Source organism: Vibrio sp. 10N.247.310.23 (assembly GCF_041467155.1).
GTDB lineage: Bacteria > Pseudomonadota > Gammaproteobacteria > Enterobacterales > Vibrionaceae > Vibrio > Vibrio crassostreae_C.
Genome location: NZ_JBFSTZ010000002.1, coordinates 184,397 through 206,251 on the forward strand (window position 1 = coordinate 184,397; position 21,855 = coordinate 206,251).

Below are 21,855 nucleotides of genomic sequence, written 5' to 3' on the forward strand. Positions count from 1 at the left end.
ACTAAATATTAATCGAGCCTAGCGAAAGCTCGGGATAATCGCTGGAATCCCCGGTAGAAGGCCAACCAACGCCATTACGCCACTTAGCACAATAAACATAGTGCCAGGCAACACCCAGCGGCTCATTTTACTCAGTTCACTACTACGTTCTTTACAACCGACTAAGCCTAAGTTATCCAACAGCATGGTGAGAGCCCAACCAAATGCAGGGTTAACGAGCGCTGAAGAGAACACAACAATCGCGGCCGATTGGGTGGTTTTCCCTTCACGCGTCATTTCCATGCCAGCTTCTAGCAATGGAACAAATACCCCAACAATCAGCGCCACACACAGTACAGGTTGCCAGATAGCTAAATCCATCGGGTAACCCCAAACTGCGGCGATGATACAGAACAGAGCTGTGAGCAAAGCGCCCGCAGGAATAGGGCGTTTAGCAATCGCCGCCGGTACGATGTAAGTACCCCATGAGGACGTAAAGTTAGTACCGCCAAGTAGAGAACCGAACGTTTGACGAATTGAAGCCGTGGTCATGGTGTCGTCGATGTTCATGTGTACTTTTTCGGTACGCTCTGGGTAGCTGATCTTTTGGAATACTTGATGCCCTAAGAAATCCGGTGACCACATCGCTACGGCTAGAATCGCAAACGGCAATACCACCATGAAGTGTTCAATCGTCGGTAGGCCTAGCATCCAACCTGTATCTTCTCCCCACCAATACATAGGGTTCATGTTGGGCAAGCCTGGCTCAGTGTGGAAAGCAAATGGGGCGCCCATGGCAAATGCGATCGTACCACCCAACAAGCAGCTAAGAGGTACTGCTAACCAACGTTTGCGGAAGTGTTCCAATAGCGCGTACAAAATAATGGTGCAAAAGATCACCACAAAAGCAATGTGGCTCATGCCAATTCCCTCAGCCCAAGCGAACAGCTTTTTCACTTGAGAAGCGGTTCCAACAAAGCCGAGGTAGAGCAACAAGCCGCCACACACACCTTTACTGGTGAGGTTGGCCAACATGCTGCCACCTTTACTGATGGCTAAGATGAGGCCAAAAGCGCCAATCAACAGGCCAAACGCCATCGGGTGTCCACCTGCTGCAACCACAATCGGAATCAAAGGGATAAGTGGGCCGTGGGTCCCTGCGAGGTTTGCAGTCGGCAATAAAAAGCCAGAGAAAATAATAATGAAAACAGAGGCGATGAGCAGTTCATAACGAACGTTTTCTAGAATGAAGTCTTCATTTAATCCGAGAGCCCCAGCAAAGGTGGCTGCAATCGCGCCCACCATAACCACTTTACCAATGGTCGCCGCCATCGCTGGGATGGTGTCTTCTATCTCAAATCGATAATCTTTAAACGGCAAATTTGGACGCCAGCGCTTAGGCGACATGATTTGCAATTCGTGTTCTAGATACTGTTCTCGGGATTCAAACTCTGAGCTTGGTTTATGTTGTTGTTCATAGGTGAGTTCATCCTCATTGGCTTGAGGCTTCTCTGTTTGTATATGTGCGGACTCTAAAGTAGTGCTCATTTTGATTCCTTTCGTTCACACTCTGAGGTGTGTTATTCCAACAAACGTTGTTGACTCACGGCATGAAGTGTAAACAATGCGTCAACTTATAATTAAAAATTCATTAATATTTAGTTGTTAGTACCTTATACCAAACCAAAAAAAACAAATAGACTCAGTCGGTTAGACATTAGTCGTAGAGTCGGACGACTAATATTAGACCCTGTAGATAGTATGTGTCTGGTTATTTGTAGTCCCTTAATTTCTCCCACGTTCTGCACTTGATAGTGATAGAATCTCCGCATTAGAGTTATCGAGAAACTAGGTATTTATAAACAATGTTTATCCATCACGTAAATGGCATCGACTGGCTGGTAATTACAGCCTTTGAAGAACTGAAAACTATGTTTATCGAAGATGCAGGCCCAATCCCAGCTTGCTTTTCTACCGCCAGCGAGTTGAGCCTGATTGACCAAGCCAAACGCAGTTATGGATTTTTGCCTAAACTCCGCGGTGTGATCACCGATACCGGCACTTTTCAAAGTAGAGATATTGAAGAAGATTTGAACCCACAGCTTGCGTGTATCGTTGAAGGGCGTGGTCGGGTTTTTATCTATCACGGCGACTACGTGGCTTTTGTCGATGACGAGCAAACCTTCATTACCCGTATGGACTGAGAGTGATTCAGTGAGTTGAGATCGGCGAATTGGTAAATCGGCGAGTTAGCCCACCTAGAATTTAAAACTAAAGGATTAATATGATGGCAAAAACGATCTCATTGGTACTTGGCAGTGGTGGCGCAAGAGGCTTGGTTCACGTTGGAGTCATCCGCTGGTTAATTGAGCATGGCTATCAGATAAAATCCATTTCTGGCTGTTCAATTGGCGCACTTATCGGTGGTGTCTACGCTGCGGGCAAGTTGGATGAATTTGAAGAGTGGGTCACCAGTATCGATCAAGGTGATATGGCGATGTTGTTGGACTTTTCATGGCAGTCGAGTGGTATGTTCAAAGGGGACAAGATCATCGACACTCTGCGTGGACTGATCGGCGAGATTTCAATTGAAGATCTGCCCATCCCTTATACCGCAGTTGCCGCTAACGTCGCCGATGAAAAAGAGGTTTGGCTGCAATCAGGTTCTCTGTTTGATGCCATTCGCGCCTCTATCTCTTTGCCACTGTTCTTGACCCCTCACGTTATCAATGGAGAAGTGCTGATTGATGGCGGCGTTCTTAATCCCGTACCGATTGCGCCTACCTTTGGTGATAATACAGACTTTACACTGGCTGTGAATTTAGGTGGTGAACCTGAAATGGTTAAACAGGAAGTGATACCGGTTTCCCTGCCAACAAAAGAGAGCAACCTGCATGAGAAGGTTGTGCATTTTATCGATAACCTCGGTAGCAGTGTAAAAAGCAAAATGAGCTTCAACTTTGCTTTTTACGATATTGCCAACCAAGCATTTGATGCGATGCAATCGACCATTGCTCGCCAAAAGTTGGCCGCTTACCCCGCCGATATCACGCTTGAGATCCCACGCAATGCTTGTGGCACCCTAGAGTTTGATCGCTCACAAGAGATGATCGACAGAGGCTACCACTTAGCACAGGCTAAACTGGGCAATCGACTTTAATGTATTTGCTGCTGAATGAGGGTAACTATGGAAACTGAACTCAAACTATCTGAACTCAAAGAATTGGTCACAACAAAAGATGTCATCGTGCTCACCAGCATAGAAGAGCCTGCTGTATCTTGGTTGATAGATTGCTATCAAGAGAATGCTGATATCCAAATTATCGAGAACGCACACCAACTAGATACTGAAGCGATTTTGCGGCAATGCAGAAGCAGCCTTAACGAAAGTAAAAAGGTCATCCTTACAGCGCAGTTTCGTAGCCAACTGCCTATCATCAATATCGCTTCACTGTGTAATGAGAAGCGCAAGTCATTGATCAATATTGAGCTATTAGGCTGGGATGAAGAAAAACGCGTTCCTCAATCTTACAGTAGTTTCTAGCTTATATTTGTTGCTAGCTTATATTTGTTGCTAGGTAACTGCAGTTTTTAGGTAACCGACAGCGTCTCTATAACCAGAGCAGTTCAACACAAGGTTGATCAAAGCGGTTAAGTCAGTGTCCGGAATTTGTTGACCACTACAGGGTGGTTGTATCGAATCAGGAGTAGAAAAGTCTCTTGAGATTTTACTTGTCTAAATTGTGCTTAATTATTTGTTCCACCACACCATTCATCGTCCTTGAGCTAATCTCCGGTTTCAAATACAAGGAATGATACTCAACTCCTGTTCGGTCTATATAGGCTGCTTGTAAGCCAGCGGATAGCGCACCATGAGTGTCCCAATCATGAGTAGCGACAAGACGAAGGTTTTCGACAGGCTCTTTTAAAGTTTCGGCTGCAAAGTTATACACATCTGAATTGGGTTTGAAACTGCCTGTTTCTTCAACGGAAATGACGGTGTCGAAATAATCTTCTAAGCCTGAGTTCTTGATTTGAGAAGTGATGAGATCGAGGGATGAGTTGGAAAAAGCGACGGTTTTAAACCCGTTCTCGCGCAATTTGAGCAAAGACGCTTTGATATCTGTGTGCGGTGGTAGATTGGCAAAAGAAGTTAACAAGGCACCTTTGCTTTCCGCCGTTAAATCACACTTGTACCGTTGTGCAATAGCGTTGAGCGCTGCATTCGCTAATTCAGAAAAAGTAGATTTTACGTTTGTTGCGATGCAAACCGTTGAAGAGTGTAAAAGCTTTGAAAACCAAAGTGATAATGCATCCTCCTTTCCAAACACCGCTTTAAATTTAGGCTGTAATGACTCCAAATTTAAAACCGTTTCGTTTATATCAAAAAGTATCACTTCTTTTTTCATGCAAAGCCCCCAGATTTAATTGAATTTTATGCTTACATAATCTGCTCTGACGATATGGTTTTCAACCTCCATTCAAGTAACTAAAGCTTTGCTCTCTAATTTGAAAAGAAGCTGGAATGCGTCAACGACAACCCGCCAACTCAAATCTGGCGTTGCTTTATGAGTATCATGCAACGCCAAATCTGAAACGATTTAGCTTAATTTGCGGCTTCGATGGTGCCTTTGAAAGTGCTGTCTAAAAAGTCATTGATCTCTTGTGAGTGGTAAATTGAGATAATCTTTTTATACGTTTCATTATTTTTGTCTTCTTCTCGCGCCGCAACAACCATCACTGCTAAAGGTGCGTCTTTTTTCTCTAAGTAAATGCCTTGTTTCTTAGGGTCGAGTCCAGCCGACATTACATAGTTCATGGTGATTGCAGCAGCATCTACATCGTCAAGAGAGCGGGGTAGCTGCGCGGCATCCACTTCAACAAATCGAATGTTCTTCGGGTTGCTAACAATATCGTTTAAAGACGCGTTGAAACCAGCGTTGTCTTTTAATGAGATCAGCCCTGCATCTTCAAGCAGTAATAGTCCACGCCCGCCATTCGTTGGATCGTTTGGAATCGCGATTCGAGCGTTTTCGGGAATAGAATCAAGCGAAGTGTACTTGTTCGAGTAAACGCCCATACGCATCAAAATTGAACGTCCGATAGAAACTAACTGGCTATCGTGATTGGCATTAAAGTTATCGAGGAATGGCTGATGCTGGTAACTGTTCAGTTGGATACTTCCATCATCTAATGCTGCGTTAGGGGTGATATAGTCTGAGAACTCGACGAGTTCAATGTTTATCCCTTGCTTTGCTGCTTCTTTGGCAACAGCTTGTACAACTTGTGCATGTGGGCCAACTGTCGCCCCAATCTTGATGACAGCCTCGTCTTTTTTTCCACATCCTGTTACACCGAATACGAAAGCTAATGCCAACAGGGATGCTGTGATTTTTTTGTAGCTGTTCATGATAACTCCATTTAATAAATAAAAGACATGTAGACGTCTAGCTATCTATATTATCTATTTGCGCGATCGGGTCAATAGGTTTGTTTGAAGCGAAGTTACATTGATGAGCGGTTAAGTCAGTGAATCAACGAGGCTTCTGTACGTGAGACTCGACCGACAATCCCCTTCTAACCCCCTTGGTTTACATCTCAAACCTATTGTTGGTAATGGGAAAAGGGAGGAACTGATTACCGACCAACAAAGGCCTCGCGAGTGCGAGGCCTTTTGGGTTTTGTAGGGAATAGGGCAGTCACTCGGAATCTAAAGAAAACGGGTTCAGTAAAGCTAACTATTAAGAAAGCTTTTGGTTAAAGAACTCAAGTGTACGTTTCCAAGCTAACTCTGCTTCTTCTTCAGCATAGCGGCCAGTTGAATCGTTATGGAAGCCATGGTTCACGCCGTCATAGATGTAAGCTGTGTAGTCTGCTTCGTTCTCTTTGAGTTCGGCTTCATAATCTGGCCAAGTCGCATTCACGCGTTTATCGATTCCCGCAAATTGGATGAGCAAGGGGCCTTTTACATTTTTTCTTAAATCTGGTGCGGCAGGAGTACCATAAAATGGAACGCCTGCATCGAGTTGCTCTGGCATGACAGCGGCCAACATATTCACGATATAGCCACCGAAGCAGAAACCGACTGCGCCTAGCTTACCGTTACTTTTTTCATGGGACTTCAAGAAGTTTGCCGCTGCGATAAAGTCTTCTTCGATTTTCTCTTTTGATAGCGACTTCTGCATCGTTCGACCTTCATCATCATTACCTGGATACCCGCCAAGCGAATAGAGTGCATCAGGTGCAAACGCAATAAACCCCGCCGCTGCGAGTCGTCTTGCCACATCCTTTATGTATGGATTGAGGCCTCTATTTTCATGAATGACCAATACAACAGGCGCATTGCCCTCTAACTCTTTGGGTACAACCAAGTAACCATAGCCTTCGCCGTGTCCTTTAGGTGAAGGAAACTTCTCGTAGGTTGCTTTGATGGAAGGGTCATTGAAAGAGACTTGCTCTGCCTGCGCATAATTAGGAATCAGTGCAGAAGTTAGCGTCGTCATGGTTAAGCCAAGTACAGCTAGCCCAGATAGACGAGCCATAAACTCTCTGCGATCAATCAGGCCGTGTGCATATTCGTCGTACCAATCAAATGCTTCTTGAGGGATAGATCGAGTCGGCGTTGATTGAGATTCGGTATTTGGATTCATAACTTTTCCTTGTTGTGAGTTGTTTGACCAATCAACTATAGTGGAAAATTTGATACAATTGAACGATCGCTCAATAATTTTTGAGCTATTTGTTATATCAAAGTACAAAAATTAGATGACAGTCCGATAAAACGATCACTTCGAATCGATTTCCATCGCTTTGGTTTGTTTTACGGAGCAATTCAATACAAGGTTGATTTGAGGGTTAAGTCAGTGAAGTCGGGTGTGATGATTGTTTGTTTTTAGGGAGGCTCTAAATCGAAGTTGGGCACATTAGAGCTAGGCTTATTTTCCGTAGACATGGACAAGTAAGTTTCAATGCAAAACGCTTGATTTTACTCTGGTATAATCTTTCTCATAGGGACGACCTTAGCGTTATCAGAACCTTCTTGATGAGAGATAAAATAGATGTTGAAACTTCTGCGTCAGATAAAAAAATGGAAACTTGTAACGTTTGGCTTACTGATGCTCATTGCCGCTTTTTTTATCTACAACCAGTTCGGGAACCGTATGTCCCGTGTCGACGAGGCAAAATTTCTAATCGGCCAGCTGAATACTGTTTTGGATGCCGCTGAGCAATATTCTCGTGATAATGGCTCTCTGCCTCCTATTGCTTCCGATACCGATACGAACTTCGGCTACTTAAACATCAATCACTTAATTGCAAATCCGGGCTTATCCACATGGAAAGGGCCGTACCTACCTTATGAAGATACATGGATAGGTGGCGATCAGTACATCGACCACCCAGATTACATAGCAACGCAATTACTGCTTAAGGAAAAGGATAGTCTTTGGATAAGAGGAAGCTCCGAGACAGGTTGCGAATCGTCATCATCCACTTGCTCTGTTGCAGCTTGTATATGGTTGGTACCAACAAAAGTCGCACAAGAAATTAATAAGATTGTGGACGGCAGTTCGAGTATAGAAAGCTCAGATGCGACAGGAAAAATACGTTACGAAAAAGCTTTTGGTGGCGCTCTTATCTGTATGATTGGAGATGATTATCCAATGCCTTCAGCACAGACAAATTAAGTCGTTTCTAATTACCTCACTGGCAACTTGGTCTTAGTTTTTACCTGACCGAAGGCGAAGCTGGATTCAATAGAAGCTATATTGGGTAGGCGGGTTAGTTGTTTACGGATGAACTGCTCGTAGCTTTTTAGCGATTCACTGACTACATGCAATAGGTAGTCGTGATTGCCCGTCATCAGAAAACACTCTAACACCTCGTCAATCACTTCAATGTGCTGCTCAAAGTCTCGCATGTTCTCTTCTGTCGGCTTTTCAAGTTTCACCAACACAAACACATTGACTGGCAGGCCACACGCTTCTTGGTCGACACTGGCGTGGTAACCACGAATTATCCCTTGTTTCTCTAATGCTCGAACTCGGCGTAAGCAAGGAGAGGGCGACAGTGCTACTCGATCGGCCAACTCTTGATTAGACAGCCGAGCGTTGTTTTGCAGTTCAGCCAGTATTTTCTTGTCGATCTCGTCCATTGGCATAATCCATCAATATTGAATTTAGTTTGGCAATATTATTGCTCAAAGTGTATGTCTTACTTCGCAAATAGCAATTTTTAACATCTGCCCAAAACTAAAATTAAAGAAGGAACAACAAGCATGGAATGACTTAGGAATTATGAATACTTCAACTCAACTTAGCCCGCTGCGTAAAACCACCAAACACGAACAAGCAGAAGCTCTTGCCGTTGAGCAAGCAAAGCATTTTGGTATCGTCCCAAATAGCGATTACGGCATCACGCTGATTGAACTGGCGACGACACTGTACCAAGCCAATACCAAGACACACGATCTTTGGGCATTGACGGTTGATGGACTTTCAGAGCTCGATAAAAGTGACCGAATCGCTTGGTTTAACGCCAAACGTTTTTTGTCATTCCAGATCGCTAAGATCCTCGATAATCTGCAAAACCCAATGCGCGCCACTTACCAGTCTATTGCCACCAATAATGGTAATTTTGCGTCTAAAGGTGCGTATCCAATTTTCGATAATGTCGCTGCTATATTTTCTGCAAGCCCTGTGATTACACGTACCGCGACCTATTTGTTTGCGTGTACAGAATGGATTGAAGATGCGTTTAACGGTAAAGAGCCGTTGCACGATATATATTCTCGACTGCTTAACCCTACATCGATTTCACTGGCTAACCATATGGTTGATATCGAGGCAGGCTCTAGAGCCAACGAATACCTCGCATGGAACTTTAACTCGGGTATGGCGGCTATTGATGGGTTGTTGAGCCACTTGCTCGGGCATGAAGACATTGTTTTGGCTTCACGCAATATCTACGGTGGTTCTTACCAGCTGTTGGAAGATTGGTTTGGAAAACCTTCTAATCTGAATGTCGCGGTAGAGTGGGTGGATGGTTACTCCGGTGATGAGTTTGCGACGCGCCTTGATGAGGTTGCTGATAAATACGCAGATCGCATCGCTGCAGGTAAGAAAATCTACGTTTACCTAGAGTCACCGTGTAACCCGCATGGATACGTGTTGGATGTTGCTAGCATCAGTAAAGCTGGTCACTCTCGTGGTTGGGATGTGATTGTTGACTCAACAGTGGGTACACCATTGTTGCACCCAGTACTAAAACGTGACGATGTGATGGAAAGACCAGATTATGTGATTCACTCCTACACCAAAGAACTGGCGGGTTCTGGCACCACAACTGCTGGGGTTGTGATTGGTCGCAATGAGACTATGTTTGTGCCAAAAGGAGAGGAGGTCACTTTCACCAAGCCCAACGGTGATGAGGCCAAAATCCTATGGAACGAAACGCTGTTTTGGAATGTGTACTACATTAAGGGTGCATTCCTAGATGCAGATAAAGCGTTTGAAGTGCTCAATGGTATGAAAACGTATGAGATGCGAGTGGTGCAAAAAACGATTAATACACTGACTCTCGCGAAGATCTTTGATGCTCACCCAGACATCAATGTGTCGTGTCCTGCTTTGCCAGATAGTGATAACTATGAACACTGCCAGAACAACATGTACTTGGGGCTACCAGCGGCGCTTTTCACTATCGATATGGAAGGCAATGGCGACCGTGCGCCAATCAATCGAGATGGCTTCAAACAGTTCTTCGACATGCTTGAGCCCGCTATCGGCATGCAAGTAAGTTTAGGGCAAACCAATACAGTGGCGCTGTGTCCAGCACTGACTACGCACTCAGAACTCAGTGATGAAGCGCTCAATGAAGCCGGTATCAAACCGACGACAATGCGTATCTCTATTGGCTTGGAAGATCCGAGAATGTTCATCGCTCATATTGTCGAGGCCGCTAAATTGTCTATCGACCGCAACCACGTAGATTTCTCATCCAGCTTCCCGAGTAGTGACAATATCGATGAAATCTATATGCAAACTTATATGGATGTACACCAGAGGTTTGTGAAAAGCTTGCCGAAGTTCAGTGAGCTGAGTCAGTAACTTAGGTCAGTTAACAAGATTAGTCAGTTAAAGGCCGTCAATAAAAAAGCACCCAGCTGACTCAATAGTCGGTAGGGTGCTTTCTCGATGATCATATTGGTTTACCAAGTCACTTACTATTTAGGCTGGTGGCCTGTCTTCTTCGCAAGTTCTTGCATAGCCTCGGCAAACGTAGTTGTTCCGCCTTTCGCTTTAACCTGAACCACCTTATATCCTTGGCTTTCCAGCGCTTGGCGCTCTTCTAAAACGGCTTTGTCATCTGGTTGACTGCCTTGCACAGGCTGATGAATGTAATACCCTTCTAATTGACCATCTTCGACCAGTTGGTGGTGTTTCAGTGCATTGATATCAAAATTCATAGTAAGTCTTTTCGCTTTAAATGGAGAGTCTCTGTGGCAAAGGCCGCGAGTCTTTATAATTTTATGGTTTGTACAATAGGCATTTTAACCATAAGAAGCTAGCGAAAATTAAGCAATCCAATGGAATGAAGTCGGGTGGTCTTACTTCTTCAATCTCTTATTGAACGCTGGGAAGGAAAGGGGAGGAACTGAATGCGAACGTTTCAATACACCCTTATCTGACCTTTTCGTTCAACCATTGAGCGAAATCGGTACAAATCATCAACCTTTCCAAATGTGGAATCCTCACTTCTTTTATTGGCTCTGTTTTCCATTTGTGAATGGTTATAACCTAGTTTTCGTAGAAAAGAGAATCGAATAAGCCGTGAGCGCGGCGCTTTATAACGAATGAAAACTAGGTACAAGCATGAACGAAAACTTTTATAGATACGCGATTTACACTGTTTTTTCAGCGGCAGCATTGTTCTCCGCTTTTTTAGTCACCTCAGATAATGTTTCCCCTTTTACCACTCAAGCGACTTTGTATCGTAACGTCGCGACCATTGCGCCAGAAGTGTCCGGCGTAATTACCGACGTCATGGTTAGTAATGGCGAGTTGGTTGAAAAAGGTCAACCATTATTTGCTATCGATGCCAGTAGCTACCAATTGAAAGTGGCACAAGCGCAAGCCGAACTGCATCAAGCGCGTGATTCTGACTCAGCGAAATGGCAGCAATTAGCAGCAGCGAAACAAACACAAAGCCAACGAGAATTCGAATATCACAACGCGAAACAGAAACTCGCACGTAACCAAAAACTGCGTAACAAAGGGCTTGCGACTGAACAAGATCTTGATGATGCAATCACCAATACACAAGTTGCGAGTAGTGCGGTTGAAGCTGCGAACGCGGAAGTGAAACGCATTGAGGTTGAGTTATCGACCCAAGACCGCACAGCGGCCATTGAATTAGCAGAAGCAAAACTTGCCAGTGCGGAACTGGATTTAGGCCACACTCAAGTCGTCGCGCAAACGGAAGGTGTCGTGACCAACTTACAATTGCAATCGGGCAGTTATATCACTCAAGGCACTTCATCATTGCTGCTGGTGGACGAAGCTCATGCGTGGATCAGTGCAGACTTCAATGAGAAAGGCATTGATAAGCTTACTAATGGCCGCGAAGTTTTGGTCTCTTTTGATGCGTTACCGGGCAAAGTCTTTACGGGTGAAGTGAGTAGCCAAGAGCGTGCGATTTACGACACCAATAATGCCAATGGCAAGCTGTCTAGCGTGACTAATGATACGCGTTGGATCCGTGAGCAACAGAAAGTACGTACCCGCATTACCGTTAACGAACTGGGTCCTTCGATGATCTCAGGTTCACGAGCGAGTGTGATTGTTGAAAGCGGTAACCCAATAATGCACGTTATTGGCTCTGCTTGGATTCACTTGGTTTCAACATTTCGCTACATCTACTAGTAGGAGATGACGATGTGGACATTTGAAAACACCGCACAGGGTCATTCTCAACGTAATGAAGCGCTGCGTGTCGCACTTACTGTGACGATTTGTATGGTGTTGGGAAAGCTACTAAACCTAGACTCTCCCGTTTATCTGGCGTTGTATCCAACCATCATCATGACCAAGAATAAAGATTACTCTTGGCTTGGCCTGATCCGTACTTTGTCACCCACTTTATTGGCTGCAAGTACAGCGCTGGTGGTGACTGAGGTATTTTCACAGCATCCGTTTGTGGTGTGGACCATTAGCCTGTTCTTCTTCGATTTTATGCGTCGTCGAGCTACTACACCGGCAAAGAAAGGTCAAATGTTGATGCCAACTTTCAACTGGATTTTGATTGTCGTGTTTGCTCAGCACACCACCATGGATATGCCGATGCGTATTCATGAAATTTTGTTATCCATGTTGATTACCATGGTAGTAGCAAAAACCATGGTGGCTCTGTTCCCTGTTGAGCAAGGAAGCAAGCCTCCTGTATTTAAAGAACAGCCTGTCACATTTGAGAACAGAGCAATTTCACTCGCGTTGATTGGTCTTGGTTTGGCATTCTTGATGATTGTCGACATCATCTCTGCAACGTTCTGCATGGTGCCAGTGATTGCTGCTGCAACCCAAACCACACACAAAAGCTTTATCGACGTGGTTGACCGCCGTTTTCAAACTCAAGTGGGCGGCTGTGCATTCGCCGTGGTGTTCACCTTGTTGATGGCAGGGCATCAATCTACATTCGGTTACTACACCATAGTGTTGGGTTTATTTGCCTTTATGATCACCGCATCAATGGCCAAAGCGAAAGGTTCAGCCAGAGACATTCATGCCGATGCGTTATTGGCGACTATGCTGCCGATTCAGTTGTACATGACCAGTAGCAATTTAGGGTTGGAAAGTACCTTCCTACGCGCTTGGGAGCTGACTGTGACTTTGTTTGTGCTGTGGGCTTTGTGTCATTTTGTTCGTAAGCCTAATGGTGAAGAGCCGGCACTCGCTCGCTAATAATCAAATCCGGCCAACCGATTATGGTCTGATTTGATTGCGCCTTTCATAAAATTAAAAAATGCTTTTACTTTGGCTGAATCTTCTAAATCTTTATGAGTCATCATCCATAGGTCTGTATTTTGGTGCATCACTTCCATATCTACTCTTTGCAGAGTTCCCTTACTGTTACCTAAAAAGCAGGGTAAGTAGGCTAACCCCATCTGATTTTCAGCCGCGATGATCAGGGGCTCAAAAGAGTCGGCTTTCATGACAATTTTGTCTTCCGAAATCAGTTCAGAAACCTGTAGCGAAGCACTGCCTCTATGCATCATTAACCAAGATGCAGACTTTAAGGGGTGCTTACTCTTAAGGCCATTTATATATTCTGGCGATCCGTAAACACCAAAGGCAATTTTACTTAACTTGGTCCCAACTAAATGGGCTGGCAACTCATTTGCCGGGCGAATCGCGATATCTGCATCTAGGTGTGAAATATCCAATTGACGAGATGTGAGGCTGAGTTCTAACTGAATTTTTGGATAAAGCCGATGAAAAGCAGCCAAATGAGTACCCAGAATGAGGCGAGATAACGCATCGGTCGTCGTTATTCTTAGCGTACCTTCTAGCTTCAATTCCTGTCCAAAAACCTTGTGCTCCAATTCTCTTACTGTGGATTCGATAGCGAGAGCTGACTCCAGAAGCTTTTGCCCTTCAACCGTTAGTTTGTATCCGGTAGGAAGTTTATGGAAAATTCGTAATTTGTGACGATACTCAAAGGTGTCAATACGACGTAAAACGGTGCTGTGGTTTACACCAAGTGCTCTTGCCGCGGCCGACAGGGATCCTTCATTCGCCACTGTTAGAACATATTGCAGGTCATCCCATCTTATGTTGTGCATTTGCGCATATCCAACGTGTTCAATTAGTGAGTTTACCAAAAATTTAGCACAGCTATAGTTATCTCAACAAGGCAACAAACAGAACTGAAGTTCAAAGCATGCACTGATGGCACTTTTAATCTCCCACGCATTGAGCTTCAAAATTGACAATCAGGAGAAAGAAAATGTTAAAGAAAAATCTACTTATCGGTCTAGCGAGTCTTCTGGCTTTCTTTCAATTCACTCCAGCCCTTGCAGATGAAACAAAAGCAGTCGATTCAGCAAAGACACTAGAAACGGCTCAAGCATTCTTATGGGCGGCAGGCTCAGGTGATATGGCAAAACTCGAGTCATTAATGGCCGATGATTTTGTCTGGCACAACGAAGGTGACGCCGACATCCCTTGGATCGGTAACTGGGAGTCAAAAGAAAAAGTGCTCAACACTTTCTTTCCTCTATTTGGCGCAGGTTTGAAAGTCACAAGCTGGTCAACAGACTATAGTTTTGTAAACGGCGACCAAGCAGTATTCATGGGCAGCATGAGTGCCATTGCGAATGAATCTGGTGTAGACACGGGTAAATTCAGCTGGGCGGTTCGAGTTCAGGTTGAAGATGGCAAAGTGAAGAGTTGGAACTGGTTTGAGGATAGCTACGCAGTATCTAAAGCTTATCACGCCAAACAGTAACCACAGTGACCAATTAGGTTGTAAAGGCTCGATATGCTGTAGACGTATATCGAGCTTAACTTGGTTTTGAATAGCGACGCGAAGAGCCTATTCAACAATCCGACAGTTAAAAGGACACCTGAGACAATCTAGTTCTGAGTTTCAGTGTACGAGCCAAATAACGTACTTTGGCACTATTAAGTTTGGAGAAACTATCTATGAGCAATAAGCTAGCGAATGCGACTAATCTGTATATGGAAGGTATCCGAGATGGTCATGCATTAGAGGCGGTAACGAAGTACACCGGTCAACGTTATACTCAACATAGCACTGGGGTTCGCAACGGTATTGATGGTTTTGTTGAGTTCTTCGAACCGTTCTTAAAACGCTGCCCTGTTAGAGACATAAAGATCATACGTTCAATCGTCGATGGCCAATTCGTGTTTGTTCAAGCATTCCAAGATATTAATAATGGCGAATATAAGTGGGTGACTACGGATCTATTCGATACCGATAATGACGATAAAATTATTGAACATTGGGATGTGATTTCTGCCTTCGAAGCTCAACCGACGGAAGGGGAAGGTCGACTGCAAGGGCCAATCAATCATACTGACTTAGATAAAACAGAGGAGAATAAGAACCTTATCCGTGATTTTTTATGTGATGTTATGGTACTAGGGCAGAAAGACAAGCTATCAAAGTATCTCCAGCACGAAGAGCTAGCCGTTTATCAAGCCTCAGATGTGAGCCCTTTAGATAGCTATATTGGTGGCTATGACCAAGTGTTCAAGATTGTCGGTCAAGGTAACTTCGTAGCAGCTTACAGCCGAGTTATTGATAATGGTCTCGAGGTTGCGCGTTTTGATCTATTCCGAGTTGAGGGAGGTCAAATTAAAGAGATATGGGTAAACCAAGAGCCCGTGCCACCAAAAGCAGAATGGGTAAATGGCGGGAAGTTCTAGAGTCGCTTTAAGGGAGTTACGCCAATAATGCTATCGCTAAAACAAACCGAAAAATGCGTATCCTTGCTAACCTTACTTGTTGTGTGTGTTTAACTTCTTGAATCTTAGCCAACATGTTTTGTGATGGAAGAATATTTACACTGTTTTACAACTCGCCTTAACGCTCAACAATGCAATCGCGCCCTTGAGATTTTGCGTCGTAGAGGGCGTTATCCGCTCTTTTAATTAATGAATTCCAGTCATCGTTTATGAGGGCTTGAGTCACTCCAATGCTGACAGTATACGTGCCAGAAGAGAGCTCTTGATTGGAGTTGTGTTTTGCGTGGTTTCTTATTCTTTCAGCTATCTGCATTGCTTGAACTTTATTCGCTCTAGGTAACATGACAACAAACTCTTCTCCACCATAGCGAAAACAGAAATCGCTTGTGCGGCATGTATCTTCAAGAATTTGACCAAAGTGCTTAATCACATCATCTCCCTTGTCATGACCATAGGTATCATTAATTTTTTTGAAGTGATCTAGGTCGGCAATCAGTACAGAAATGTCACTCTCTCGGCCTGGTTGAACAAGCTTGGGTATCAGTTCTGCTAGGCCTCTACGGTTATAAAGGCCGGTTTGTTCATCAGTGATCGATGAACGATAGGTCTGCTTCAACAAACGATCAGTTAAGATCCAAAACACTGAAAATGCGAGGCTAACAATTGTGATTGTCATGATAACGAAAGACAATTTATGAATATCTGATATCAGGTAATAGTTCGAATTCGTTCCTTTGGTATGAGCAAGTACGCCCCTAATTGCCATATAGAGAATGTTGATAAACAGGGTCAGATTCAACAGACACTTTGCTTCTCTGTTATCGTGCTTTTCCCCTGAATAGTTTGCACAGAGGGCTAAGATACATATCGTCACAACGAGAATACTTCGAGCCTCGATCCTAGAAGTTACAGAAGGCGCAATTAGGGCGCTATAAAGGAAGAAGCTAATGCCAAGGGAGCTAATGATGATTGATATTACGAGAAAAGATCGACTTGCTCCGCGTAACACGGTTATACCGACGAGTAACAAACCAAAAGCCGTTGCGTATGCACCATTGGAAAGAAAAACAATGGATTCTGAAGATTGAGTAACGCCGAACGAAAGCGGGGTAACACTGGCTCCTAACAGCAAAGCAGCATAAGCAATATAATTTACCCCTAACGTGGTGCCTGCGAGTATATATTTATGCGTTAACAACATAGCACTCGCAACCGTAGCTGCTAACAAAGAGGTATATATAGCTAAGGTGTGTACATCCATGAAATCACCAACAACGTAAAAATGAACTCTCTCAATTCAGTATTGCGCAATTTGTATTATGAATGTTTAGTAGTTAATCATTATTAAACTATATGCTGATGCAGATCAATTTTTGCTCAGGTGCATTTGTAAGCGTAGGGCAAGGTGCGAGTTATTCAGGAGCCTAACCTTAGCTTTGTTATACCTTTATTTTAAATTCTCTAAGCCCGATGTATCGACGCCTTTTAAGGTGTCTTTTGCTACTTCATCTAAATCCGTCGTTGTCGATTTTTGAGGATAACTAGCAGCGGCACCTTTACCGATCGCTGTTGCTTCTGCTTGTAGCTTTTTCCCCTCAGACTCACCCGCGATCCAGCCTTGCTTGTAGTCACTGTCTGATTCAAAACGCTTTCCATCTTTTATGTAGTTTTCGAAGCTATTGCCGCTTTCTTGCATGCCGCTATGCCTACCGTCATGAAAACCTTGTATCTAAGAGGTGTTGTGACCACTCTCAATCAAAGCACTATCACTTGTTCCGCATCCGGACAAAAGAAAAACCAATAAGATTAAAAACAGTTTATTCATACTCAAAGCCTCGGAACTCAGTCGTCTAAATGATAAGAATAGACCAAGATCATCTCGCAAAGGCATAACAGCGCTCTAGGCGGGAAAGCTTGTTTGAGAATCATGATATTCAAAACTTGAGAGAGTAGAGTTACTACTGCCTTATTAGATCTAGAACGATAGCAAATCACTGGGTGGTAATTTGCTATCAATTACAGAGTGAATATCCGTTGTGCATATTGGTAAGTTCAAGAATTAAGACGAGGTGACTTATTGCTTATTTGAACGGTTAACGATAAAACTCAATATCACGACTGCAATACTAAAGCCCACAACACCAATCCAACCCGCACGTTCAAATACCTGAATTCCCACAAATGAACCAAACGCACCACCGAGATAGTAGCCAAGCATATAGATTCCGTTGATACGACTTTGAGCTTGTGGGTCAATTGAGAATACGCGTACTTGGTTCGATACTTGAGCGCTAAATACCCCAAGGTCGATGAGAATGATACCGACGATCAATCCAGCCAATGTGTCAGCGAAAAGCCCCGATATAATAAAACCAGCAGTAATAATAACTAACGCCATACTGATCATGTTTCGAGAGCCAAACTTGCTCACCAGTGACCCTGAAACTTTTGCTCCAATGACTCCAGCAAGAGCAATAACACCAAACATTCCTGCCTGTTGTGCATTGTAGTTAAACGGAGATTCACTGACATGCAGAGCTAACGTCGCCCACAGCGCATTGAACGAAGCAAACCAAAGCGCGCCAGTTAAAGCGGAAGTACGCAGTGTCGCATGCTGCTTGATTAACGTGGCCATGCTCGCAACCAGTTTAAGGTAAGGTATTTTCGTTGTCGGCGTGTTCGTCGGTAAAAAGGCATACAGCAACACACCAAAGACCATCGCAATAATTGCTGACATCATAAATACCGCGCGCCACCCAAACTGCTCACCGATGAACCCACTGAGTGTACGCGAAAGCAAGATGCCCACAGTTAGGCCTGTCATTAATGTGCCAATGACTTTTCCTTTCGTTTCTGGAGTACTTAGTGACGCTGCAAATGGAATCAGCTGCTGAGTGATGTTGGCACTCAAACCAATCGCAAAACACGCAACAACCAGAGCCACTAAGCTAGATGCAGTAAACGCGACAAAAGATGACAACACCAACATGACAGACAAGATCGCTATTAGGCGTCTGCGGGGTAACGTGTCTCCTAAGGGCGATAAGAATAGCAATGCCACGGCATAACCAATCTGACCGGCAGCTGGCACTGCGCCTAGCTGTTCGCTTGTTAACCCTAGCTCTGCGCCGATCTTAGGTAAGATGGGTTGGTTATAATAAAGGTTTGCAGCAGTTGCCGAGACTGCGCTCGACATCAGTAATAAACGTCCTGTGCTCAACACTTCTGTAGTCAATTTTGACATGGTGACACCTTAACTTTGGTTCATCGTTTTAATGAATGATTTCGATGAGCTAAGTCTAAGGTTAGCGATTGAATAACAAAAATAACCATTTGATTTAAATTCTATACGAATCTGGTATAGATAACTTTCTAAGCCATGTTTTGTTGAATCGCCTCAATTTCACTCTGTACGACAGCAACAAAGACACTGGCTGTAGGGGATAGAGTATGCGAATGGTGTGTCATCACTAATGGCATTTGTACGTCCACAGATTCAAGATTAACAAATACACATCCCTCACTGCGTAAATCACGAATTGCATGCGGTGCGATAGATACACCTAAGCCAGAAGAGACTTGGGTTAACACGGTTTGCATGTTGTTGGGTTGTTTTTTTATATTTGGAGAGAATCCAGATAGGTCACATTGAGTAATGATGGAGTCAAATAATCCTACCGCTTGTTCACGTTCAAATAAGATGAAAGGGTCTTGCTGCAGTTGTTTCATTTGAATGGTGGAGTATTTAGCCAACTCGTGGGTGACGGGCAAAACAGCAACAAGCTTATCTGTATAAATCGTCACCGAGGTGTAATCATCAACAAGCAGGTTCGGCAGTGGGCGAGAGAAGCTAATATCGATCTCTCGTTTGTCCAGAGCTTCGATCTGTTCAGAAGCCGTCATCTCAACAAGATCAACATCAATATTGGGGTTTTCAGCAATATACTGTCGAACTAAACGAGGCAAAAAGCTCAGAGTTGCGCCTCCAAGATAACCAATAGTTAAAGTACCAATACAACCAGAAGAAGCTCGAATCGCGGACTGTTTTGCTTGTTCCGTTTGTTCGATGAGTCTAATCGCATCTTTAAGTAAGTGCTGCCCTGCGGCGCTAATGACGACTTCGCGAGATGTACGGAAAAATAGGCTCACTCCAAGTTCGTGTTCAAGGCTTGTGATATGGCGGCTAATGGCAGGTTGAACGGTATTTAACTCTTTTGCAGCTTTTGAAAAACTGCAATGTGTCGCGACAGCCACAAAGCTTTTTAGTACTTTGATTTCCATATAGCCTCAATATAAACCTAGGTGATAAAAAAGCGCTAACTTGCGCCTATATTGCTTTTATTATCAATCACAAAGACCTTGCTAGCAAACCTTAGGGTAATAACGTTTGCAAGGCTCTGGTCACTTGTGAGAGTGGGGCGATAATCCTACGTATTCAGCTTTCAAGCTTTCTGTTTTCTAGATAATTCTTTTTCAAACTTTTAGTTTTCGAGCTCTTCGTTTTCGAGATTGCGCCGAACTAAATCGTGCATTTGTTTTACAGTCATCAGTGCTAACCAGGTAATTTCTTCTACTGAACGTTGACCCGTTGTGGAAGTTGGGTTGTGGGCTTCAATCACAGATTGATAAATTGAATCGCCGCAAGCCTCTTCTATTGGCATAGCTCTATATAGTTTGGTTTATTTGAAAGCTAATCTATGAGGTTTAAGACAGTAAGATAGGGTTCAAAAATAGACAGCTTGGTAGTTGATGGAATCAGTACAGAACGAGATTCGACTTAATCCTATCTTCTCGCTGCGATTGTATTCATTGATCGAGTGGTCAAAGCCATAGGCTGTCGACGGGGCCATATATTGAGTTATGCCTTGCTGTGTCGCTGTTATTTCATCATGGCCATGACCGCAGAACACGTCACGAACGCGATATTTTCGAAGCACTTTCATCACATCAGTATCGTTCTCTAGGCGGATCGCTTTCATCCAATCTGCACCGACTGGAATGACAGGGTGGTGAACAACCACGATAGGATCATTGGCCTTTCTCAATTGTTGTTTTAGCTGAGCCATGCCGCGGTTATCAATACGCCCTGAACCAAGTGGGTGGCGGCTGTCTAGCGGCTTGAAGCTTGAGTCTAGGAACACAAACTCTCGTTCACCGATGGTGGCTTTGTCGGTGACATAAATCGTCGAGCCTTTTAGCTCTGTGCGCATTAAGCGAGAGTCATCATGATTACCCGCAATCACGTAAATGGATTGGTCGCTAATGTGTTGCCTAATGAATGCCTCTAATCGAACGTAGTCGCCAGACTTTGGGTTACAACAAATATCACCAGTCAGAAAGATGGTCTTGCATGCCGTGTCTTTGTTGACGTATTCCAGTGCTCTGCGCAGGTTCTCATAGCTGGATTCATCGGAAAGGTGGCAATCACTGATTTGGTACACGGTATTCATTGTTATTGTCCGGTAATTCGATACGTAGAATTAAAAGTGATAGAAAAATGCCTGCTAAATCAGCAGGCATTTTTTGGTGTTATTTCGCTTTTGATGCGGCGTGGTGTTCAATCATGAAGGCAATAGCTTCATCGTTTAAACAAGATTTACTCACATATTGGCGCTGTTTACCGATATGCAGGATAAAACCAAGATCGGTCTGCTCAAGTTGGTCGATGTCACTCCACGCGATGGTGTTGGTCGCTTTGTGGTTTTTGTAACTTACTCCGTTAGCGTCACCTTGAAAGACAATTTTGCTGCCTGCGCCTGAGCTGATTTTTTGTCGCCATAACCACCAGGTTCTTTTGCAGTACACACTGAATGCTTCAATCACACTCAAAACAATAAAGAACCAGCCAACATAGCCGTTAGGTAATAGTTCAAACTCCAGCAGAACCACACCAAAAATAAGAAACAGTATTCCTTTTAAGTAGGCTTTTGGAAATTGAGTCGGAAGGCTAGTTTGATCATAACACTCCGCGAAAAACGTCTTGTCGAGTTTGTATTCTGTAGTGAAACCGGGTTCTTTAGACATGTGAGGCTACTTTATGGTTCTCTGTGAATGGGCTGTCAGTGGGCAGGTGTCCCACGCTGCAATTTTGCAACTTGATTATTGTATCGCTTCTCACTGTTTTTATTTAGATATTTTGGCTCTGTTTTGTAAATCGATGATACTTAACGGGTCTATTCTAACTTTAGCTATCAGACTAGTGTAGGGGCATCTTTAAAGTCACCTAAAAAATTGGTGATGGGATGGATAGACCTGTGGAGTCACCCGGTTGTTGGGACTACTGGCATTTTTGGATAAAACTTTGATCTCATTTTGTTGGTTGATGGAGTCTATAGTGATTAGTGTGCTTTATCACTGCTGTTGAGGGTGCTCTAACAGAATAAATATATGA

The 21,855-nt window shown here is 43.9% G+C and carries 23 protein-coding genes; 9 read left to right on the forward strand and 14 right to left on the reverse strand.

The genetic code is table 11. From position 1 onward, the window contains the following. Positions 1-18 precede the first annotated feature (18 nt). Entirely contained in the window at positions 19-1,527 is a 1,509-nt protein-coding gene (locus tag AB6D93_RS02175; protein ID WP_017059070.1) for a DUF3360 domain-containing protein, read from the reverse strand. A 317-nt stretch (positions 1,528-1,844) separates the two neighbouring features. Here AB6D93_RS02175 and AB6D93_RS02180 point away from each other — a divergent pair, with 317 nt between their 5' ends. From AB6D93_RS02180 to AB6D93_RS02190, 3 genes are all read left to right on the forward strand, one after another. Further along, on the forward strand, positions 1,845-2,183 hold the full coding sequence (locus AB6D93_RS02180; RefSeq protein ID WP_017059071.1) for a hypothetical protein: 339 nt from the start codon (positions 1,845-1,847) through the stop codon (positions 2,181-2,183). A gap of 83 nt (positions 2,184-2,266) precedes the next feature. Then, on the forward strand, positions 2,267-3,139 hold the full coding sequence (locus tag AB6D93_RS02185; protein ID WP_017070388.1) for a patatin-like phospholipase family protein: 873 nt from the start codon (positions 2,267-2,269) through the stop codon (positions 3,137-3,139). Positions 3,140-3,154: 15 nt separating this feature from the next. Continuing rightward, on the forward strand, positions 3,155-3,523 hold the full coding sequence (locus tag AB6D93_RS02190) for a hypothetical protein (RefSeq protein ID WP_102333219.1): 369 nt from the start codon (positions 3,155-3,157) through the stop codon (positions 3,521-3,523). A 184-nt stretch (positions 3,524-3,707) separates the two neighbouring features. On the opposite strand, the gene AB6D93_RS02195 is transcribed toward AB6D93_RS02190, so the two are convergent. The 3 genes from AB6D93_RS02195 to AB6D93_RS02205 all read right to left on the reverse strand — a co-directional run bounded on the left by AB6D93_RS02195 (position 3,708) and on the right by AB6D93_RS02205 (position 6,629). Continuing rightward, on the reverse strand, positions 3,708-4,388 hold the full coding sequence (locus tag AB6D93_RS02195) for a haloacid dehalogenase type II (protein WP_017065459.1): 681 nt from the start codon (positions 4,386-4,388) through the stop codon (positions 3,708-3,710). Between the two features lie 197 nt (positions 4,389-4,585). Then, entirely contained in the window at positions 4,586-5,389 is an 804-nt protein-coding gene (locus tag AB6D93_RS02200; protein ID WP_017059075.1) for a MetQ/NlpA family ABC transporter substrate-binding protein, read from the reverse strand. Between the two features lie 331 nt (positions 5,390-5,720). Then, complete coding sequence (locus AB6D93_RS02205) at positions 5,721-6,629, reverse strand: dienelactone hydrolase family protein (protein ID WP_017059076.1); 909 nt, start codon at positions 6,627-6,629, stop codon at positions 5,721-5,723. A gap of 408 nt (positions 6,630-7,037) precedes the next feature. Between AB6D93_RS02205 and AB6D93_RS02210 the strand changes: the two genes are divergently transcribed. Beyond that, on the forward strand, positions 7,038-7,664 hold the full coding sequence (locus AB6D93_RS02210; RefSeq protein ID WP_017065460.1) for a hypothetical protein: 627 nt from the start codon (positions 7,038-7,040) through the stop codon (positions 7,662-7,664). Between the two features lie 11 nt (positions 7,665-7,675). On the opposite strand, the gene AB6D93_RS02215 is transcribed toward AB6D93_RS02210, so the two are convergent. Then, positions 7,676-8,131 carry an Lrp/AsnC family transcriptional regulator gene (locus tag AB6D93_RS02215; protein WP_017059083.1) on the reverse strand — a complete coding sequence of 152 codons (456 nt, stop codon included), beginning with the start codon at positions 8,129-8,131 and terminating at the stop codon, positions 7,676-7,678. Positions 8,132-8,273: 142 nt separating this feature from the next. On the opposite strand from AB6D93_RS02215, the gene AB6D93_RS02220 reads away from it, so the two are divergent. Further along, positions 8,274-10,085 carry a PLP-dependent transferase gene (locus tag AB6D93_RS02220; RefSeq protein ID WP_102333220.1) on the forward strand — a complete coding sequence of 604 codons (1,812 nt, stop codon included), beginning with the start codon at positions 8,274-8,276 and terminating at the stop codon, positions 10,083-10,085. 116 nt (positions 10,086-10,201) lie between these two features. Here the strand turns inward: AB6D93_RS02220 and AB6D93_RS02225 are convergent, their stop codons facing one another. Then, entirely contained in the window at positions 10,202-10,444 is a 243-nt protein-coding gene (locus AB6D93_RS02225; RefSeq protein ID WP_017059085.1) for a hypothetical protein, read from the reverse strand. 406 nt (positions 10,445-10,850) lie between these two features. On the opposite strand from AB6D93_RS02225, the gene AB6D93_RS02230 reads away from it, so the two are divergent. Then, positions 10,851-11,900, forward strand: coding sequence for an HlyD family secretion protein (locus AB6D93_RS02230; protein ID WP_102333221.1), 1,050 nt, complete (start codon positions 10,851-10,853; stop codon positions 11,898-11,900). 12 nt (positions 11,901-11,912) lie between these two features. Further along, positions 11,913-12,935, forward strand: a complete 1,023-nt coding sequence (locus tag AB6D93_RS02235) for a DUF2955 domain-containing protein (protein ID WP_102333222.1) — start codon at positions 11,913-11,915, stop codon at positions 12,933-12,935. On the opposite strand, the gene AB6D93_RS02240 is transcribed toward AB6D93_RS02235, so the two are convergent. Next, positions 12,932-13,816 (reverse strand): LysR family transcriptional regulator, encoded by an 885-nt coding sequence (locus tag AB6D93_RS02240; protein ID WP_017059087.1) that lies wholly within the window; start codon positions 13,814-13,816, stop codon positions 12,932-12,934. The genes AB6D93_RS02235 and AB6D93_RS02240 overlap by 4 nt on opposite strands. 164 nt (positions 13,817-13,980) lie before the next feature. Between AB6D93_RS02240 and AB6D93_RS02245 the strand changes: the two genes are divergently transcribed. After that, a complete protein-coding gene (locus AB6D93_RS02245) occupies positions 13,981-14,481 on the forward strand; it encodes a nuclear transport factor 2 family protein (RefSeq protein WP_017059088.1) in 501 nt (166 codons plus the stop codon). Between the two features lie 197 nt (positions 14,482-14,678). Further along, complete coding sequence (locus AB6D93_RS02250) at positions 14,679-15,425, forward strand: nuclear transport factor 2 family protein (protein WP_017059089.1); 747 nt, start codon at positions 14,679-14,681, stop codon at positions 15,423-15,425. Between the two features lie 157 nt (positions 15,426-15,582). Here AB6D93_RS02250 and AB6D93_RS02255 read toward each other — a convergent pair whose 3' ends face one another. From AB6D93_RS02255 to AB6D93_RS02285, 7 genes are all read right to left on the reverse strand, one after another. After that, positions 15,583-16,725 carry a diguanylate cyclase gene (locus AB6D93_RS02255; RefSeq protein WP_102333223.1) on the reverse strand — a complete coding sequence of 381 codons (1,143 nt, stop codon included), beginning with the start codon at positions 16,723-16,725 and terminating at the stop codon, positions 15,583-15,585. 186 nt (positions 16,726-16,911) lie between these two features. Continuing rightward, positions 16,912-17,160: a hypothetical protein gene (locus AB6D93_RS02260; RefSeq protein ID WP_102333224.1), complete on the reverse strand. Its 249-nt coding sequence runs from the start codon at positions 17,158-17,160 to the stop codon at positions 16,912-16,914. Positions 17,161-17,538: 378 nt separating this feature from the next. Next, positions 17,539-18,708, reverse strand: coding sequence for an MFS transporter (locus AB6D93_RS02265; protein WP_102333225.1), 1,170 nt, complete (start codon positions 18,706-18,708; stop codon positions 17,539-17,541). A 128-nt stretch (positions 18,709-18,836) separates the two neighbouring features. Further along, on the reverse strand, positions 18,837-19,745 hold the full coding sequence (locus AB6D93_RS02270; protein ID WP_102333226.1) for a LysR family transcriptional regulator: 909 nt from the start codon (positions 19,743-19,745) through the stop codon (positions 18,837-18,839). Positions 19,746-19,945: 200 nt separating this feature from the next. Further along, a complete protein-coding gene (locus tag AB6D93_RS02275; RefSeq protein WP_017059095.1) occupies positions 19,946-20,125 on the reverse strand; it encodes a hypothetical protein in 180 nt (59 codons plus the stop codon). Positions 20,126-20,188: 63 nt separating this feature from the next. Then, positions 20,189-20,914: a metallophosphoesterase gene (locus AB6D93_RS02280; protein WP_029235480.1), complete on the reverse strand. Its 726-nt coding sequence runs from the start codon at positions 20,912-20,914 to the stop codon at positions 20,189-20,191. Between the two features lie 79 nt (positions 20,915-20,993). Next, a complete protein-coding gene (locus tag AB6D93_RS02285; protein ID WP_017059097.1) occupies positions 20,994-21,488 on the reverse strand; it encodes a YcxB family protein in 495 nt (164 codons plus the stop codon). Between the last annotated feature and the right edge of the window lie 367 nt (positions 21,489-21,855).